This is a genomic window from Leclercia barmai (genome assembly GCF_049312895.1).
GTDB classification, from domain to species: Bacteria; Pseudomonadota; Gammaproteobacteria; order Enterobacterales; family Enterobacteriaceae; genus Enterobacter; species Enterobacter barmai.
Genome location: NZ_JBMNWZ010000007.1, coordinates 48,014 through 64,428, shown reverse-complemented (window position 1 = coordinate 64,428; position 16,415 = coordinate 48,014). Strand labels below are relative to the sequence as shown.

At 58.9% G+C, this 16,415-nt stretch carries 18 protein-coding genes and 1 pseudogene; 12 read left to right on the top strand and 7 right to left on the bottom strand.

Annotated elements, in window-relative coordinates:
• Window positions 1–1,503: a signal recognition particle-docking protein FtsY gene (gene ftsY, locus ACOYA6_RS20630; RefSeq protein WP_422655309.1), complete on the bottom strand. Its 1,503-nt coding sequence runs from the start codon at window positions 1,501–1,503 to the stop codon at window positions 1–3.
• A gap of 137 nt (window positions 1,504–1,640) precedes the next feature.
• Here ftsY and rsmD point away from each other — a divergent pair, with 137 nt between their 5' ends.
• Both rsmD and ACOYA6_RS20620 read left to right on the top strand, forming a co-directional pair.
• Window positions 1,641–2,243, top strand: coding sequence for a 16S rRNA (guanine(966)-N(2))-methyltransferase (rsmD, locus tag ACOYA6_RS20625; protein ID WP_138370734.1), 603 nt, complete (start codon window positions 1,641–1,643; stop codon window positions 2,241–2,243).
• A complete protein-coding gene (locus ACOYA6_RS20620) occupies window positions 2,227–2,508 on the top strand; it encodes a DUF1145 family protein (RefSeq protein WP_039032502.1) in 282 nt (93 codons plus the stop codon). The genes rsmD and ACOYA6_RS20620 overlap by 17 nt, the downstream gene beginning before the upstream one ends.
• Before the next feature lie 104 nt (window positions 2,509–2,612).
• On the opposite strand, the gene ACOYA6_RS20615 is transcribed toward ACOYA6_RS20620, so the two are convergent.
• On the bottom strand, window positions 2,613–2,972 hold the full coding sequence (locus tag ACOYA6_RS20615; RefSeq protein WP_422655308.1) for a DUF2500 domain-containing protein: 360 nt from the start codon (window positions 2,970–2,972) through the stop codon (window positions 2,613–2,615).
• Window positions 2,973–3,100: 128 nt separating this feature from the next.
• Between ACOYA6_RS20615 and ACOYA6_RS20610 the strand changes: the two genes are divergently transcribed.
• Together ACOYA6_RS20610 and zntA are read left to right on the top strand one after the other, a co-directional pair.
• Complete coding sequence (locus tag ACOYA6_RS20610) at window positions 3,101–3,727, top strand: lysoplasmalogenase (protein WP_039032500.1); 627 nt, start codon at window positions 3,101–3,103, stop codon at window positions 3,725–3,727.
• A gap of 72 nt (window positions 3,728–3,799) precedes the next feature.
• Complete coding sequence (gene zntA / locus ACOYA6_RS20605; protein WP_422655307.1) at window positions 3,800–5,986, top strand: Zn(II)/Cd(II)/Pb(II) translocating P-type ATPase ZntA; 2,187 nt, start codon at window positions 3,800–3,802, stop codon at window positions 5,984–5,986.
• A gap of 95 nt (window positions 5,987–6,081) precedes the next feature.
• On the opposite strand, the gene ACOYA6_RS20600 is transcribed toward zntA, so the two are convergent.
• From ACOYA6_RS20600 to tusA, 4 genes are all read right to left on the bottom strand, one after another.
• Window positions 6,082–7,368 carry a TRAP transporter large permease gene (locus tag ACOYA6_RS20600; protein WP_032614956.1) on the bottom strand — a complete coding sequence of 429 codons (1,287 nt, stop codon included), beginning with the start codon at window positions 7,366–7,368 and terminating at the stop codon, window positions 6,082–6,084.
• Between the two features lie 10 nt (window positions 7,369–7,378).
• Window positions 7,379–7,888: a TRAP transporter small permease gene (locus ACOYA6_RS20595; RefSeq protein ID WP_039032498.1), complete on the bottom strand. Its 510-nt coding sequence runs from the start codon at window positions 7,886–7,888 to the stop codon at window positions 7,379–7,381.
• Between the two features lie 12 nt (window positions 7,889–7,900).
• A complete protein-coding gene (locus tag ACOYA6_RS20590) occupies window positions 7,901–8,872 on the bottom strand; it encodes a TRAP transporter substrate-binding protein (RefSeq protein WP_039032497.1) in 972 nt (323 codons plus the stop codon).
• Window positions 8,873–9,110: 238 nt separating this feature from the next.
• Window positions 9,111–9,353: a sulfurtransferase TusA gene (gene tusA, locus ACOYA6_RS20585; protein WP_422655306.1), complete on the bottom strand. Its 243-nt coding sequence runs from the start codon at window positions 9,351–9,353 to the stop codon at window positions 9,111–9,113.
• A 170-nt stretch (window positions 9,354–9,523) separates the two neighbouring features.
• Between tusA and ACOYA6_RS20580 the strand changes: the two genes are divergently transcribed.
• Entirely contained in the window at window positions 9,524–10,189 is a 666-nt protein-coding gene (locus ACOYA6_RS20580; protein WP_039032495.1) for a 7-cyano-7-deazaguanine/7-aminomethyl-7-deazaguanine transporter, read from the top strand.
• 72 nt (window positions 10,190–10,261) lie between these two features.
• Window positions 10,262–10,819, top strand: coding sequence for a DcrB family lipoprotein (locus tag ACOYA6_RS20575; protein WP_039032494.1), 558 nt, complete (start codon window positions 10,262–10,264; stop codon window positions 10,817–10,819).
• Window positions 10,820–10,823: 4 nt separating this feature from the next.
• Here the strand turns inward: ACOYA6_RS20575 and ACOYA6_RS20570 are convergent.
• Window positions 10,824–12,063, bottom strand: a pseudogene (locus ACOYA6_RS20570) (MFS transporter).
• Window positions 12,064–12,171: 108 nt separating this feature from the next.
• Between ACOYA6_RS20570 and ACOYA6_RS20565 the strand changes: the two are divergent.
• The 6 genes from ACOYA6_RS20565 to ACOYA6_RS20540 are packed head-to-tail and all read left to right on the top strand — an operon-like array spanning window position 12,172 to window position 16,411.
• Window positions 12,172–13,245, top strand: coding sequence for an AI-2E family transporter (locus tag ACOYA6_RS20565; RefSeq protein ID WP_139563775.1), 1,074 nt, complete (start codon window positions 12,172–12,174; stop codon window positions 13,243–13,245).
• Window positions 13,246–13,250: 5 nt separating this feature from the next.
• The gene (locus ACOYA6_RS20560; RefSeq protein ID WP_138370727.1) at window positions 13,251–14,312 is read left to right on the top strand and encodes a methyltransferase; all 1,062 of its coding nucleotides are present in this window, start codon (window positions 13,251–13,253) and stop codon (window positions 14,310–14,312) included.
• A gap of 58 nt (window positions 14,313–14,370) precedes the next feature.
• Window positions 14,371–15,093, top strand: a complete 723-nt coding sequence (locus ACOYA6_RS20555; RefSeq protein ID WP_422655305.1) for a beta-ketoacyl synthase chain length factor — start codon at window positions 14,371–14,373, stop codon at window positions 15,091–15,093.
• Window positions 15,090–15,911 (top strand): lysophospholipid acyltransferase family protein, encoded by an 822-nt coding sequence (locus ACOYA6_RS20550; protein WP_422655304.1) that lies wholly within the window; start codon window positions 15,090–15,092, stop codon window positions 15,909–15,911. The genes ACOYA6_RS20555 and ACOYA6_RS20550 overlap by 4 nt, the downstream gene beginning before the upstream one ends.
• The gene (locus tag ACOYA6_RS20545) at window positions 15,886–16,143 is read left to right on the top strand and encodes a phosphopantetheine-binding protein (RefSeq protein ID WP_039032490.1); all 258 of its coding nucleotides are present in this window, start codon (window positions 15,886–15,888) and stop codon (window positions 16,141–16,143) included. Before ACOYA6_RS20550 ends, ACOYA6_RS20545 begins: the two co-directional genes overlap by 26 nt.
• Before the next feature lie 13 nt (window positions 16,144–16,156).
• Window positions 16,157–16,411 (top strand): acyl carrier protein, encoded by a 255-nt coding sequence (locus ACOYA6_RS20540; RefSeq protein WP_039032489.1) that lies wholly within the window; start codon window positions 16,157–16,159, stop codon window positions 16,409–16,411.
• Window positions 16,412–16,415 lie beyond the last annotated feature (4 nt).

The following is a 16,415-nucleotide window of genomic DNA, read 5'->3' as shown; positions in this document are numbered from 1 at the left end:
TTAATCCTCTCGGGCAAAAAGTGCCTCAATAAAGTCGCCCGATTTAAACGGACGTAAATCCTCGATACGTTCGCCAACGCCGATGTAACGGATAGGAATACCAAACTGGTCCGCCACCGAGAAGATCACCCCGCCTTTCGCTGTGCCATCCAGCTTGGTCAGCGTGATCCCGGTCAGCCCTACCGCTTCATGGAACAGCTTCGCCTGGCTGATGGCGTTCTGCCCGGTGCTGGCATCAATAGTCAGCATAATTTCATGCGGTGCATCTTCGTCCAGCTTCTTCATGACGCGGACGATCTTCTTCAGTTCTTCCATCAGGTGCGATTTATTCTGCAAACGCCCTGCGGTATCGGCAATCAGGACATCCACATTACGCGCTTTCGCCGCCTGAATGGCATCGAAAATTACCGATGCGGAGTCTGCGCCAGTGTGCTGGGCAATCACCGGAATATTGTTGCGCTGGCCCCACACCTGCAGCTGCTCAACGGCGGCGGCACGGAAGGTATCCCCCGCAGCCAGCATCACCGATTTGCCCTGCTGCTCAAACTGACGCGCCAGCTTGCCGATGGTGGTGGTTTTACCCACGCCGTTAACGCCGACCATCAGAATAACAAAAGGCATTTTGCCTTCAATATTAAGCGGTTCGTCAACTTTTGCGAGGATTTCGCCCATCTCTTCTTTCAGCAGGCCGTACAGCGCTTCGGCGTCACGCAGCTGCTTACGGCTGGCGCTCTCGGTCAGGCTGCTGATGATTTTGCGGGTGGTTTCCACGCCAACGTCGGCAATCAGGAGCTGTTCTTCCAGCTCTTCAAAGAGATCATCGTCGATTTTCTTGCCGCGGAACAGGCTGATAAATCCGGAACCGAGGTTCTCTTTGGTCTTGATCAGGCTGCGTTTCAGGCGGGCGAAGAACCCCTCTTTAGTCGGTTTTTCCTGCTCCTGAGCGATCTCTTCGACCGGCTCGTCTTCTTCAGCGACCGGAACAACGATCACCGCCTCTTCTGCCGCCTCGGCCGCCAGCGCCTGAGCTTCCAGCTCTTCGTCGCTGATTGCCTCTTCTTCAGACTCTGGCAGATACTCTTCCGGAATGACTTCTTCAATCTGTTCGGCGATCTCTTCCGGCAGCGGCAGCTCTTCATGCTCAACCGCCTGCACCGGCTCGGCTTCATGCTCGGGCTCGACAACCGGTTCCGGCACAATGGCGACAGGTTCTGGTTCTACGGCGACAGGCTCCGGCTCGACCGGCTGCGGTTTTTCGCTCTCCTGAACCTGCTCAGTAACCTCAACCACCTCTTCAGCAAAGGCTTCAGTCTCTTGCTGGCTGTGGGCGTGTTCTTCTGCTTCTACGTCAGCGACGGTTTCAACAGGGGTTTCAGGCTGCGGCTGCTCAACAACCGCCGGCTGTTCTGCGACCTGTTGTTCTTCGTTCTGCTGCTCGGTTTCCTGCTCTTTTTGACCAAATCCCAGCCAGGAAAAGAAGCCACGTTTTTTCTCTTTTGCCATCTGCGACTACACCCCTCGCGGTTAATTACTGGCGCTATATACATGGAAGCTAAAAAAATGATGAAATAGTTTATCACTTAACTTAACGCACATCACCGCCTGCAAGCGCAGGCCGTACGAGTGACCTGAGCAACAATATGAAGAAACCCAACCGTGCCGCCGCTGGCCAGATCCGCATTATCGGCGGCCAGTGGCGAGGCCGTAAACTTCCCGTACCGGACAGCCCCGGCCTGCGCCCGACCACCGACCGCGTCCGCGAGACGCTGTTTAACTGGCTGGCCCCTTCAATGGTAGATGCCCGCTGCCTGGACTGCTTCGCCGGAAGCGGCGCGCTCGGCATCGAAGCCCTGTCGCGCTACGCCGCCAGCGCCACGCTGCTGGAGATGGATCGCAGCGTCGCCCAGCAGTTACAGCAAAATCTCGTTACGTTAAAAGCGGCGCACGCCCGCGTCGTTAACACTAACTCCCTCGCGTTTCTGGCCCAGGCGGGCACGCCGCACGATGTAGTGTTTGTCGATCCGCCGTTTCGTAAAGGGCTGCTGGAAGAGACGTTAACGCTGCTGGAAAACAACGGCTGGCTGGCTAATGATGCGCTAATCTACGTCGAGAGCGAGGTAGAAAACGGTTTACCGCCGGTGCCTGCCCACTGGGATCTGCACCGGGAAAAAGTGGCCGGGCAGGTCGCCTATCGTCTTTATCACCGACAATCACAAGGAGAGACTGATGCCGGTACTGATTAATCTGGGTCGTTTGCTGATGATTGGGGTCTGGGCATTTTTACTGCTCAACCTCGTCCACCCGTTCCCGCGCCCAATGAACATTTTCGTCAACGTGGCGCTGATTTTTACCTCATTCATGCACGCCCTGCAGATGGTGATGCTGAAAAACGGGATGCCGAAAGATGGCCCAAAAATGACCGGCTGGCAGCAGTTCCGGGTCTTTGTTTTTGGCGTGTTTGAGCTGCTGGTGTGGATGAATAAGTTTAAGGCGCAGGCGAAGAAGTAATTTTTGCCCCTCACCCCGGCCCTCTCCCCAAAGGGGCGAGGGAGAAAACACGGATCCGGGCGATCCCCTCTCCCCTTTGGGGAGAGGGTTAGGGTGAGGGGACATCACGGCACCGGATCAAACCCCTCAAACCGCGATCCCTTGTAGCTCAGCACCCCTTTATCCCCAACCGTCAGCTGATGGTACTGCTTCTCGTCGAGGCGAAAGGTCATCTCCAGGCCGCCGCTTTCCGGCTTAAAGCTCGCTTCATAGCGCATGGTGGTGCCGGCAGGCGTCACCTGCTGCTGGCGCGAGCGCCTGTCGTTGAGGGCTTTTTCCCGTTTATTGCTCACCACCACCCGCTTTTGCAGCAGCGGCGCGGCGTCGTTATCGGCCTTTTCCCGGCGCTGCTGCACAAAGCGAAATGACGCTGCAACGACGATAATCGCCAGCACGATAATAAAAAAGAGCGGTATCTTGCTCATTAGACCATCCTATAAGACCAGGCTGAAATCAGAATAGCGTGCCGCGTCAGGCATTGCTATTGGCCCGTCTGCACCACTACACTGAAGTGAAACTGTTTATTCAACAATAACAGATACAGGGACTTAATATGCTTTGGTCATTTATCGCTGTCTGTTTCTCCGCATGGCTGTATGTCGATGCGTCCTACCGCGGCCCTGCCTGGCAGCGCTGGCTTTTTAAACCCGTCACCCTGTTGCTCCTGCTGCTGCTGGCCTGGCAGGCACCGATGTTTAACGCGATCAGCTACCTGGTTCTCGCCGGGCTCTGCGCGTCGCTGGCAGGCGATGCTCTGACCCTGCTGCCGCGCCAGCGTCTGCTGTATGCCGTGGGGGCCTTCTTCTTATCCCACCTGCTCTACACCATCTACTTTGCCAGCCAGATGACGCTCTCCTTCTTCTGGCCGCTGCCGCTGGCGCTGCTGGTGATTGGCGCGCTGCTGATCGCGGTGATCTGGTCGCGTCTGGAAGAGCTGCGCTGGGCGGTGTGTACTTTTATCGCCATGACCCTGGTGATGGTGTGGCTGGCGGGCGAGCTGTGGTTCTTCCGTCCAACGGCTCCGGCGCTGTCGGCCTTTATCGGCGCTACGCTCCTGCTGCTGGGCAATATCGTCTGGCTGGGTAGCCACTATCGTCGCCGTTTCCGCGCCGATAACGCCATTGCCGCCGCGTGCTACTTTGCCGGGCACTTCCTGATTGTGCGTTCGCTCTATATTTAACGCTTGACTCTGGAGTCGACTCCAGAGTGCATACTGCGGTTAATGAGAAAATTATCATTGCCGGAGAGTGCCATGTCGACTCCAGAAACACCGAAAAAAGTGCCGCAGTTCTCGGCGCTTAAACTTGCCCCCCTTCCCGCTAAAGACGCCTGTTGCGCCGTGGATCACGCCGCGCCGCAGGCCGAAACCGTGCCGCCCGTAGAAGGCCAGCGTTACAGCTGGGTGGTCAACGGCATGGACTGCGCCGCCTGCGCCCGCAAAGTGGAAACCGCCGTTCGCCAGGTGCCGGGCGTGAATCATGTTCAGGTGCTGTTTGCCACGGAAAAACTGCTGGTTGATGCGGCAAGCAACGTCAGCGCCCAGGTCGAGGCCGCGGTGGTGAAAGCGGGCTACACCCTGCGCAACGAAAACGCCCCGGCTGAAAAAACCTCTCTGCTGCGCGATAACCTGCCGCTCATCACGCTGATCGTGCTGATGGCGCTGAGCTGGAGCCTTACGCAGTTCAACCACCCGCTCGGCAACCTTGCCTTTATCGCCACCACCCTCGTCGGGCTATGGCCGGTGGCCCGTCAGGCGCTGCGCCTGATGAAAAGCGGCAGCTGGTTCGCCATCGAAACGCTGATGAGCGTGGCCGCCATCGGAGCGCTGTTTATCGGCGCCACGGCGGAAGCGGCGATGGTGCTGCTGCTGTTTCTGATTGGCGAGCGGCTCGAAGGCTGGGCAGCGAGCCGGGCGCGTAAAGGGGTGAGCGCGCTGATGGCGCTGAAGCCCGAGACCGCCACCCAGGTGATTAACGGCGAGCGCAAAACCGTGCCCATTGCCGCGCTGCGTCCGGGGGATGTGATCGAAGTCGCCGCCGGGGGCCGTCTGCCCGCTGACGGAACGCTGCTTACCGCCGCGGCCAGCTTTGACGAAAGCGCGCTGACCGGCGAATCCATCCCGGTGGATCGCACCGCCGGGGAAAAAGTCCCGGCAGGCGCCACCAGCGTCGATCGGCTGGTCGAGCTGAGGGTATTGTCCGAACCCGGTGACAGCGCCATCGACCGCATCCTGAAGCTGATCGAAGAGGCCGAAGAGCGCCGCGCCCCGGTGGAGCGTTTCATCGACCGTTTCAGCCGCATCTATACCCCGGTGATTATGCTGGTTGCCCTGCTGGTGGCCGTGATGCCGCCGCTACTCTTCAGCGCCCCGTGGGAGGGCTGGATCTATAAGGGGCTGACCCTGCTGCTGATTGGCTGTCCGTGCGCGCTGGTGATCTCCACCCCGGCGGCCATCACCTCCGGGCTGGCGGCGGCGGCGCGACGTGGCGCGTTGATTAAGGGCGGCGCCGCGCTGGAGCAGCTGGCGCAGGTGCAGCAGGTGGCCTTCGATAAAACCGGCACTCTGACGGTCGGCAAGCCGCAGGTGACGGGCGTTTATCCTCTCGACATCAGCGAAAACGATCTGCTGGCGCTGGCAGCGGCGGTGGAGCAAGGTTCCACCCACCCGCTGGCGCAGGCGATTGTCCGTGAAGCAAAGGCCCGGAATCTGACGATTGCGGCAGCGAGTGCCCAGCGCGCGCTGATGGGTTCGGGCATCGAGGCCAGGGTAGCGGACAGCACGATCCTGATTTGTGCGGCGGATAAATTCCCTGCCCCGCCGTTGACGGCGCAAATCGCGTCTCTTGAGCAGGCCGGACAAACTGTGGTCATGCTCGTGCAGGATGGCGTGGCAAAAGGGCTGATTACCCTGCGCGACACTTTGCGTGAGGATGCGAAGGAGGCGGTTCAGGCCCTGCACCAGCTTGGGGTCAACGGGGTGATTTTGACCGGGGATAACCCGCGCGCGGCCGCCGCCATTGCCGGGGAGCTGGGGCTGGACTTCCGCGCTGGCCTGCTGCCCGCCGATAAAGTGCAGGCGGTGACGGCGCTGAATGCGCAAGCGCCGCTGGCGATGGTCGGGGACGGGATCAACGACGCCCCGGCGATGAAGGCGGCTACGATTGGGATCGCGATGGGCAGCGGCACCGACGTGGCGCTGGAGACCGCCGATGCGGCGCTCACCCACAACCGCCTGACCGGGCTGGCGCAGATGATTGCTCTTGCCCGCGCCACCCGGGCCAATATCCGGCAGAACATCGCTATCGCGCTGGGGTTAAAGGGGATTTTCCTGGTGACCACGCTACTGGGAATAACGGGATTGTGGCTGGCGGTGCTGGCGGATACCGGGGCGACGGTGTTAGTGACGGCGAACGCGTTGCGGTTGTTGCGTGGTCGGTAAGAAAACGCCCGGTGGCGGCTACGCCTTACCGGGCCTACAACTACAACGTCCTCGAACCGTAGGCCGGGCAAGCGCAGCGCCGCCCGGCATTTTTACTACTGCATACCCAACATCCTCGGCAACCACAACGATATCGCCGGAATGTAGGTCACCATCCCCAGCACTACCAGCAACATGCCGTAGAATGGCAGCATCTCCCGCACCACCGCTTCAATCTTCTGCTTGCTCACCGCACTGGCAACAAACAGCACCGATCCTACCGGCGGGGTAATCAGGCCGATCCCAAGGTTTACCATCATGATCATGCCGAAATGCACCGGATCGATGCCCAGCGAATTGGTCACCGGCAGCAGGACAGGGGTCAGGATCAGGATGATCGGCGCCATGTCCATCAGGGTGCCAATCAACAGCAGCATGATGTTGAGGTACATCAGGATCACGTACTTGTTATCTGAGAGCGAGGTAAAGAACTCGGTGATCCGCATCGGCAGCTGCATGTAGGTCATCACCGCGCCAAACGCCGCCGCGAAGCCGATCAGGATCATCACGATGGTTACCGTCTTCACCGTGCGGCACATCAGCTTCGGCAGTTCGTTCCACTTGTAGTCGCGATAGATAAACATGGTGACAAAGAACGCCCACAGACAGGCGACCGCCGCAGATTCCGTGGCGGTAAAGATCCCCGACAAGATACCGCCAAGGATAATCACCACCGTCATCAGCCCCCACAGGGCATCGAAGAAGATCTTCAGCGCCTGTTTAAAAGGCACCCTTTCGCCTTTTGGATAACCCCGTTTGCGCGCAAAGCCCAGGCACAGCACCATCAGGCTTAACCCGAGGATCAGCCCCGGCAGCACGCCCGCGATAAACAGCGTGGCGATGGAGACGGTGCCTCCGGCCGCCAGCGAGTAAATCACCGAGTTGTGGCTGGGCGGGATCAAAATCGCCTGCACCGAACCGCTGGCGGTCACCGCCGCCGCGTATTCGCGCGGATAGCCCTTCTTCTCCATCTCCGGGATCATCACTGTCCCGATGGAGGCGGTATCCGCCACCGAGGAGCCGGAAATCGCGCCGAAGAAGGTGGAGGCGACGATATTCACCAGCGACAGCCCGCCGCGAATAAAGCCGACGAAGATATAGGCAAAGTTCACCAGACGGCGGGCAATGCCCCCTTCCGCCATGATCGCCCCGGCGAGGATAAAGAACGGGATCGCCAGCAGGGTGAACTTATTCACCCCGCTGGTTATCTGGATCATCAGCGCTTCCAGCGGCAGGTCAATCCACAGCGCCCCGGCCACGGCGCTTAAGCCGACGGCAAAGGCCACCGGCATCCCCAGCGCCAGCAGAATGGCGAGGGTGAATAACAAAACAAATGCATCCATTGTTCACCCCTTAACTGTGGTTGCCGATCAGCACGACCGGGCGATGTTCCTGAGAGCCAAACATCAGGCGCTCAAGCACAAACAGGATTAACACTGCCGATCCGATCGGCAGCGGCAGATAGCTTTCGCCGGAGGTCAGGATCGGGAACTCCGCCACCGGCTGCTCCCAGAGTTCAATGCACAGCAGGTAGCTGTACCAGAACATGATCCCCGAGATCGCCAGCATCAGCAGATCGACCGTGCGCGCGCAGAGCGTTTTCAGTGAAGCCGGTAATCTGTCAGTGAGCATATTCACCGCAATATGCGAGCCGGCGCGGTAGCTCACCGCCGCGCCGATAAAGGTGAACGTCACCATGCAGATAATGGCAATCGGCTCCGGCCACGACTCACCGCGGTTGAGTACGTAGCGCGAAAAGATGCCAATCGGGATAACGATAGTCATCACCAGCAGCGACAGCCCGGCTATGCCCATCGCCAGCAGGTAGAGACGGTCCATCCACTTTAGATAAAGTTCGGACATAGAGACTCCGGCTTACTGAACGTCAGCGATCGCTTTCATCAGATCCTGATGCTTCTCGCCATACTGGGCGCGCACCGGCTCTGTCGCTTTGATAAAGACGGCCTTGTCGATGTCATGGAACTGCACGCCGCCGGCCTTCATTTTTTCCAGCGCCTGGGCGTTGTATTCCTGCCACAGTTTGCGTTGCTCCATCTGGGCTTCACGGGCCAGAGTCTTAATCTTCTCCTGCTCGTCGGCGCTCAGCTTGTCCCACTTCACTTTGGAGTAGAGCAGCATTTCCGGGGTGATAAAGTGGCCGCTGAGGGTGTAGTTTTTGGCAACCGGCATGTAGTTGTGGGCGATAAAGGTCGGTGGGTTATTCTCTGCGCCGTCGATAACGCCGGTCTGCATGCCGCTGTACACTTCACTGACCCCCATCGCGACCGAGTTGGCGCCCATATCTTTCAGCGTGGCCAGCGCCACCGGGCTACCCTGAACGCGGATCTTCATCCCTTTCAGATCTTCAGGTTTCACCACCGGGTTCTTGGTGATCAGGTTACGGGTGCCGGAGTCCATCCAGCCGAGGAAGACGAGACGGGATTTCGGGTTATTCGTGAGCTTCTCGCCGATGGATTTGCCGATATCGCCGTCGATCACTTTGTGCATATGGTCTTCATCGCGGAAAACGTAGGGCAGGGTAAAGACTTCGATATCCGGCAGAATCGCCGCAACCGGCGCCATAGAGACGCGGATCATGTCGATGGCGCCCATCTGCGCCTGCTCGATCATCTGCTTCTCATCACCCAGCACGCCGCCCGGGAAGACTTTGATATCCAGCTTGCCGTCGGTTTGTTGTTTGAGTTTTTCACCCATATGCTGTACCGCCACCACGTTGGGGTAGCCTTCGGGATGCACATCAGCGGCTTTAATGGTTTGCGCAGAGACGGAGGCAGCAAAAGCTGACAGGCACAGAGCAGCCAGCAACGGCTTGAGGGTCGTTTTCATTGAGTCAACTCCAGGGTAGTGAGGGTGAGTATCGGAACGTTGTTTTAATTATTAACGCTTCAAAACTAGCCTACTGCCTGGAAAACGTGGGTGAAGCACTTCACAAAAAGCGCTAAAAAATGAAATGGTGGTTTATTTTGGTGATGGAGGTCAAACGAAATGGCAATCGTAGGCCCGTGCAAGCGTAGCGCCGCCGGGCACGCCGGGTGGCGGCTACGCCTTACCCGGCCTACAAAAGCTAGCCTTTACGTAACAGGTAACGGTAAGGCAAGGCGTCAGTATCCTGCGCCAGCAGCTCATGTTCCATAAAGGTACAGAAGCCGGGAATATCGCGGGTGGTAGCCGGATCGTCGGCAATAATTAACAGCGTTTCGCCGGTTTGCATCGTGCGCACGGTTTTGCGCACCATCATGACGGGTTCCGGGCAGCGCAGGCCCTGGGCATCAAGGGTGTGGTCCGGGTGGGTAAACAGATCGGTCATCGTCGTCTCGTCCAGATAAAAACGGCAGTAGTTTACGCCCCGGACCGGGCAATGCAAACCAGGTTAACGATTGCGTAAAAATTAGCCGTTGCAAAGCATAGTGAAAGCAGTATGATGCGGCGGTTTTATTGGGTTCCCTCACCCCAAATTTTTAATCAAAAAGGTACAATATGAACTCCTTTACTCAATCGCAGCGCGTAAAAGCGTTGTTCTGGCTTTCGCTTTTTCATCTGCTGGTGATCACCTCCAGTAACTACCTTGTGCAGCTCCCGATCTCCATTTTTGGTTTTCATACCACCTGGGGCGCGTTCAGTTTCCCGTTTATCTTCCTCGCGACCGACCTCACCGTCCGTATCTTTGGCGCACCGCTGGCCCGACGCATTATTTTTGCCGTCATGCTGCCGGCGCTGTTTGTCTCGTACGTGATCTCCTCGCTGTTCTACATGGGAAGCTGGCAGGGCTTCGGGGCGCTGGCGCACTTTAACCTGTTTGTCGCCCGTATCGCCGCCGCCAGCTTTATGGCCTACGCGCTGGGGCAGATCCTCGACGTGCATGTGTTTAACCGCCTGCGCCAGAACCATCGCTGGTGGATGGCACCGACCGCCTCCACGCTGTTTGGCAACGTCAGCGATACGCTGGCCTTCTTCTTTATCGCTTTCTGGCGCAGCCCGGATGCCTTTATGGCCGAACACTGGATGGAAATCGCGCTGGTGGATTACGCCTTCAAGGTGCTTATCAGCCTGGTCTTCTTCCTGCCGATGTACGGCGTGCTGCTGAATATGTTGCTGAAAAGATTCGCGGATAAATCTGAAATCTCAGCATTGCGGGCAGGTTAAGGGTTCCCCTGAACAGTTGTGTTAAGATGAGCAGATGCGCCGTTATGGCCGTTTATCGAAAGGAAGAATTCAATGCGCAATCTGGTTAAATATGTCGGGATTGGCCTGCTGGTGATGGGGCTTGCTGCTTGTGACAACAGCGACACCAAAACGCCTGCTCAGGGTGCGTCTGCTGAAAGCAATGCCACGGGTCAGCCGGTCAGCCTGATGGATGGCAAACTTAGCTTCTCGCTGCCTGCGGATATGACCGATCAGAGCGGCAAGCTGGGCACCCAGTCGAATAACATGCACGTCTACTCCGACGCCACCGGGCAAAAAGCGGTGATTGTGATCGTCGGCGACGACACCAGCGAAGACCTGGGCGTGCTGGCGAAACGTCTGGAAGATCAGCAGCGCAGCCGCGACCCGCAGCTGCAGGTGGTCACCAACAAAACCATCGAGCTGAAAGGCCACAACCTGCAGCAGCTGGACAGCATCATCTCTGCCAAAGGCCAGACCGCCTACTCTTCCGTGGTGCTGGGAAAAGTGGACAACAAGCTGCTGACCCTGCAGATCACGCTGCCTGCTGACGATCAGCAGAAAGCGCAGACCGCCGCAGAGAACATCATCAATACCCTCGTGATTCAGTAAGTTATCACGATGCAATGGCCTCCTCCGGAGGCCATTTTTTTAGCCGCCACGTCAGCAGTAACGCCACCGCCACCAGCCCCGCCGCTGCCAGATAGATAACCGGCACGCCGGCCCACGCCATCACCAGCCCGGCCAGCGGCCCGGTGATCCCCAGCGACATATCCATAAACACCGTGTAGGTCGCCAGCGCCGCGCCCTGATTCTGCTGCGGCACGGCCTTTACCGCCACCACGCCCAGCGCCGGGAAGACCAGCGAGAAGCCTGCCCCGGCGAGGAACACCCCGATCCGCGCCACCCACGGCTCCCCGGCGATGCCGGTCAGCAGCAGGCCGATAATCTCGACGCCAAAGCAGATCATCGCCACATTCAGCCCGCCCAGCCGGTTGATGCCGTTCGGGAACAGCAGACGCGTACCGACGAAGGCGCAGCTAAACAGGGTCAGCGCAAAGGCTGCCCCGTCCCAGCCTTTATCGGCGTAGAACAGCGTAATGAAGGTGGCGATCACCCCAAAGCCCGCCGAGCCGAGGGCCAGCGCCATGCCGTAGGGCCAGACGCGCCCCAGCACCGCGCGAAACGGCATCGGCTTGCCCTTGCTGGCTTTGACTTTCGGGCGCGGCAGGGCGAACAAAATCGCCAGCAGCGCCACCCCCATGATGGTCAGCGCCAGCCCGTTCAGGCCGGTGTAGCGATAGCAAAGTACGCCCAGCGGGGCCCCCATCGCCATCGCCCCGTAGGTGACAATCCCGTTCCAGGAGATCACCCGCCCGATGTGCGAGGCTCCCACCACGCCCACGCCCCACAGGGTGGAGCCGGTGCCGGCAAGGCTCTGCCCGACGCCTAAAATCACCCGACCAAAACAGAGCAACGCAAGGCTCACCACCGGCCAGCCGCTGGTGAGTCCGGCGAGAAAATAGCTCACCCCACTGAGGAAGCAACCGCACAGCCCCAGCACCACGATGCTTTTTGGCCCGAACAGGTCGGCATAGCGCCCGGCATAGGGGCGGCTTAGCAGGGTCGCGAAGTATTGCAGGCTGATTACCAGGCCCGCCCAGAAGGCGCTAAAGCCCATGATGTCATGCACATAGCCCGGCAGGACGGCCAGCGGCAGGCCGATGGTCAGGTAGCTGGCAAAGTTGAAAATAACGACGGAAACAATACGCAGGTTGAGGCGTAATCCACTCAGTGCCGGTTCGGCGGCAGGTTCGGGCATCAGGTTCACCAGAATTTTTACAACAGTGTTTCACTATTACCATGCCAGGGGCAGAAATGCAGCAGTGACTTTAAGAATAACAGCGTCAGCCGAAGCGCCGCGCGCGCACTACACTTATGAGCATCTTATAAGAGGAAAAACCATGATCATCACACCACCCGATAAAACGGGTCTTCCGCCCACTGATAAAGCGGGTCTCCATATTTTGATGAAGCTGGCCTGTCTGGTCATCATCCTGGCAGGCATTCACGCCGCAGCAGATATTCTCGTACAGCTCTTGCTGGCGCTCTTTTTCGCCATCGTCCTTAACCCTCTCGTCACCTGGTTTTTGCGCCGGGGGGTGAGCCGCCCTGTCGCCATCACCATTGTGGTGCTGGTGATGCTGATTGGCCTGACGGCGCTGTTTGGGGTGCTGGCGGCCTCGCTCAATGAATTTGCCGCCATGCTGCCGAAATACAACAAAGAGCTGACGCGCAAGATTGTCGATCTGCAGCAGATGTTCCCGTTCCTCAACCTGCATATCTCCCCGGAGCGCATGCTGAGACGGATGGACTCGGAAAAGGTGATGACCTTTGCCACGGCGCTGATGACCCAGCTGTCCGGGGCGATGGCCAGCATCCTGCTGCTGGTGATGACCGTGGTGTTTATGCTGTTTGAAGTGCGCCACGTGCCGTACAAAATGCGTTTCGCCCTCAATAATCCGCAGATCCATATCGCCGGTTTACACCGCGCGCTGAAGGGCGTTTCCCACTATCTGGCGCTGAAAACGCTGTTAAGCCTGTGGACCGGGGCCATCGTCTGGCTGGGGCTGGCGCTGCTGGGGGTACAGTTTGCCCTGATGTGGGGCGTGCTGGCCTTCCTGCTGAACTATGTTCCCAACATCGGGGCGGTGATTTCCGCCGTGCCGCCGATGATCCAGGCGTTTCTGTTTAACGGTTTTTACGAATGCATGATGGTGGGCGCGCTGTTCCTGGTGGTCCACATGGTGCTGGGCAATATCGTCGAGCCGCGCATGATGGGCCACCGGCTGGGGATGTCCACCCTGGTGGTATTTCTGTCGTTATTGATCTGGGGCTGGTTACTTGGCCCGGTAGGAATGTTACTGTCCGTGCCGCTCACCAGCGTCTGTAAGATCTGGATGGAGACCACCAAGGGCGGGAGCAAACTGGCGATCCTGCTCGGGCCAGGCAGACCGAAAAGCAGGCTACCGGGATAACATTCATGTACGAAAAGGACAGCCTCAGCGCGCTTGAGGCTATCACCGAAGCGCAACGTATCGCCTTTGCCCCGATGCTGTTCCAGACCGCGCTCTGCCTGCGTAACTCCGGGGTACTCGCCTGGCTGGACCAACAGGGCCAGCGCGGTGCGACGCTTGAGGAGATCGTGGCCAACAGCACCCTCGGCGACTATGGCGTCGGGGTTCTGCTGGATATGGGATTAAGCGGGCGGATAGTGACCCACAGCGACGGCCGCTACTATCTGGCGAAAATCGGCCACTATCTGCTGCACGACAGCATGACCCGCGTAAACATGGATTTCACCCAGGACGTTTGCTACCAGGGGCTGTTTCACCTTGCCGATTCCCTGAAAGCGGAGAGACCGGCGGGGCTTGCGGTCTTTGGCGACTGGCCGACCATTTATCCGGCGCTCTCTGCCCTGCCCGACCAGGCGCGGCGGAGCTGGTTTGCGTTCGATCACTTCTATTCCGACGGCGCATTCGACGCCGCATTGCCCCTTATATTCGCAAGCAAGCCGACAAAATTGTACGATGTCGGCGGCAATACGGGTAAATGGGCGCTACGCTGCTGTAGATACGATGAAAATGTCGCCGTTACGCTGCTCGATCTGCCGCAGCAAATTGCACTGGCCCAGGAAAATATCGCAAAAGCAGGATTATCTCATCGTATTGGGTTCCATCCTGTCGATATGCTTAGCGACGCTGCTCTGCCGGATGACGCTGATGTCTGGTGGATGAGCCAGTTTCTGGACTGCTTCTCTCCCGATCGGATTGTGACCCTGCTGAGCAACGTGGCGAAGGTGATGAAGCCGGGTGCCCGCCTGTGCATTCTGGAACTGTTCTGGGATGTCCAGCGATTCGAAGCGGCCGCCTTCAGCCTGAACGCCACCTCGCTCTATTTCACCTGTATGGCGAACGGCAACAGCCGTTTTTACAGCGCAGAGAAATTTTATCACTATCTGGAACAAGCAGGATTCCGGGTAGAAGAGCGGCATGACAATCTCGGGGTGGGCCACACCCTGTTGATTTGCCAGAAAAATGACTAATAACGCCGCCTGATCCTGGCGGCGCTACCGGATGACGGGTTTTCGCGGACGCGCGCAGATGAAATTTGCACTTAACATTCTCGACTGGCAAGCCAGAGCGCCAGGCCTTTGTGATGCCAGTCAGTGGCAGGCATGGTCACAGGGTCTGCACGCCATCGATCCTGCTGCGCCGCAGGCCAAACTGTCCGAACTGCCGATGATGACCGCCCGCCGCCTGAGTTCAGGCAGCAAGCTGGCGGTGGAGTGCGGGATGGCGATGGTGCGAAAGCACGCTATCGACGCCGTGGTCTACACCAGCCGTCATGGGGAGCTGGAGCGTAACTATCGTCTCCTGCACGCCCTGGCGACCGGGCAGGATGTCTCCCCCACCGACTTCGCCATGTCAGTGCACAACTCCGCGGTGGGCAATCTCACCATTGCCGCGCATCAGCCAATTGTCTCGTCGTCGCTCTCCGCCGGGATGGACACCTTCCAGCAGGGGCTGTGCGAGGTGCTGAGCCTGCTGCATGCCGGGTATAAGCGAGTGCTGATGGTGGATTTCGACGGTGCCCTGCCCGACTTTTACCGCCCTTCGCTTCCAGAGCAGATGCCCGCCTGGCCCTATGCCCTGGCGCTGGTTATCGAGGCCGGTAACGACCTGTGCTGCGAAACCCGCCCTGCCCGCTGCGACGAAGAGCTCCCCCTGCCGCAGAGCCTGCTGTTCCTGCGCCACTACCTGGGCGACGATGCGCAGTTTGCAGTGCCCGGCGAGCGCCTGCGGTGGCAGTGGACGCGGGCATGAACGCTGTCCGGGCGGCGCTGAGCCGCGGCTGGCGGCTGGTGATGACCGGTCTGTGCTTCGTGCTGTTTGGCGTGGGCGGGCTGCTGCTGTCCCTGGTGTGGTTCAACCTGCTGAACCTGGTCCAGCGGGATCGCGCCCGTCGTCGTCGCCTTGCACGGCGCAGCATTGCCGCCAGCTTCCGGGCTTTTTTAACCGTGGCGCGCGCGCTCGGCGTGCTGGATTACCGCTTCGACAATCTCGACGTGCTGCGCCAGGAGCGCGGCTGTCTGGTGGTGGCGAACCATCCGACGCTGATCGACTACGTGCTTATCGCCTCGGTGATGCCGGAAACCGACTGCCTAGTGAAAGGCGCCCTGCTGCGCAACCCCTTTCTCAGCGGGGCGATCCGGGCGGCGGATTACCTGATCAACAGCGAGGCCGACACGCTCTTAAGCGCCTGTCAGCAGCGGCTGAGCCAGGGCGACACCCTGCTGATCTTCCCGGAAGGGACGCGCACGCAGGCGGGAAAAGCCATTACCCTGCAGCGCGGCGCGGCGAACATTGCGGTGCGGTGCGCCAGCGACCTGCGGCTGGTGCTGATCCACTGCAGCGAGCATCTGCTCGATAAACAGAGCCGGTGGTATGACATACCGCCGAACAAACCCTTTTTCACGGTCGATGTCCGTGAGCGGGTGAATATTAATGATTTTTACGATGCAGCAGTTCAGGAGCCCGCTCTGGCGGCCAGACAGCTCAACCGGCACCTGCAGCATCGCTTAACAGCCGGTCTTCAATCTTTGTCAGGAATTAATGATGCAAGCGCTCTACCTGGAAATTAAAAATCTTATTATTACGACCCTGAATCTGGACGAATTGACCGCAGAGGATATCGATACGGATGCCCCGTTGTTTGGCGATGGGTTGGGCCTCGACTCAATCGATGCCCTTGAGCTGGGTCTGGCGGTAAAAAACCAGTACGGCGTGGTGTTATCTGCCGAAAGCGAAGAGATGCGTCAGCACTTCTATTCCGTTGCCACCCTGGCCTCTTTCATTACTGCCCAACGCGCCTGAGATTGAACTGAACATGACGACTGAACAAAAATCCGTTTATCAGGAAGTGACCTCCCTGCTGATCACCCTGTTTGAAGTTGCGCCCGATGACATCACCCCTGAGGCGCGTCTGTACGAAGATCTGGAGCTGGACAGCATCGACGCCGTCGACATGGTGGTGCATCTGCAGAAGCGAACCGGTGCCCGCATCAAACCGGAAACCTTCAAGTCGGTGCGTACCGTGCAGGACGTGGTGGATGCGGTAGAAAAACTGTTGCGCGAAGCCTGATACC

Excerpts from the sequence above, each read along its gene's own strand:
- ftsY (WP_422655309.1), bottom strand. The coding sequence starts at position 1,503 with ATGGCAAAAGAGAAAAAACGTGGCTTCTTTTCCTGGCTGGGATTTGGT.
- rsmD (WP_138370734.1), top strand. The coding sequence starts at position 1,641 with ATGAAGAAACCCAACCGTGCCGCCGCTGGCCAGATCCGCATTATCGGC.
- ACOYA6_RS20620 (WP_039032502.1), top strand. The coding sequence starts at position 2,227 with ATGCCGGTACTGATTAATCTGGGTCGTTTGCTGATGATTGGGGTCTGG.
- ACOYA6_RS20615 (WP_422655308.1), bottom strand. The coding sequence starts at position 2,972 with ATGAGCAAGATACCGCTCTTTTTTATTATCGTGCTGGCGATTATCGTC.
- ACOYA6_RS20610 (WP_039032500.1), top strand. The coding sequence starts at position 3,101 with ATGCTTTGGTCATTTATCGCTGTCTGTTTCTCCGCATGGCTGTATGTC.
- zntA (WP_422655307.1), top strand. The coding sequence starts at position 3,800 with ATGTCGACTCCAGAAACACCGAAAAAAGTGCCGCAGTTCTCGGCGCTT.
- ACOYA6_RS20600 (WP_032614956.1), bottom strand. The coding sequence starts at position 7,368 with ATGGATGCATTTGTTTTGTTATTCACCCTCGCCATTCTGCTGGCGCTG.
- ACOYA6_RS20595 (WP_039032498.1), bottom strand. The coding sequence starts at position 7,888 with ATGTCCGAACTTTATCTAAAGTGGATGGACCGTCTCTACCTGCTGGCG.
- ACOYA6_RS20590 (WP_039032497.1), bottom strand. The coding sequence starts at position 8,872 with ATGAAAACGACCCTCAAGCCGTTGCTGGCTGCTCTGTGCCTGTCAGCT.
- tusA (WP_422655306.1), bottom strand. The coding sequence starts at position 9,353 with ATGACCGATCTGTTTACCCACCCGGACCACACCCTTGATGCCCAGGGC.
- ACOYA6_RS20580 (WP_039032495.1), top strand. The coding sequence starts at position 9,524 with ATGAACTCCTTTACTCAATCGCAGCGCGTAAAAGCGTTGTTCTGGCTT.
- ACOYA6_RS20575 (WP_039032494.1), top strand. The coding sequence starts at position 10,262 with ATGCGCAATCTGGTTAAATATGTCGGGATTGGCCTGCTGGTGATGGGG.
- ACOYA6_RS20565 (WP_139563775.1), top strand. The coding sequence starts at position 12,172 with ATGATCATCACACCACCCGATAAAACGGGTCTTCCGCCCACTGATAAA.
- ACOYA6_RS20560 (WP_138370727.1), top strand. The coding sequence starts at position 13,251 with ATGTACGAAAAGGACAGCCTCAGCGCGCTTGAGGCTATCACCGAAGCG.
- ACOYA6_RS20555 (WP_422655305.1), top strand. The coding sequence starts at position 14,371 with ATGAAATTTGCACTTAACATTCTCGACTGGCAAGCCAGAGCGCCAGGC.
- ACOYA6_RS20550 (WP_422655304.1), top strand. The coding sequence starts at position 15,090 with ATGAACGCTGTCCGGGCGGCGCTGAGCCGCGGCTGGCGGCTGGTGATG.
- ACOYA6_RS20545 (WP_039032490.1), top strand. The coding sequence starts at position 15,886 with ATGCAAGCGCTCTACCTGGAAATTAAAAATCTTATTATTACGACCCTG.
- ACOYA6_RS20540 (WP_039032489.1), top strand. The coding sequence starts at position 16,157 with ATGACGACTGAACAAAAATCCGTTTATCAGGAAGTGACCTCCCTGCTG.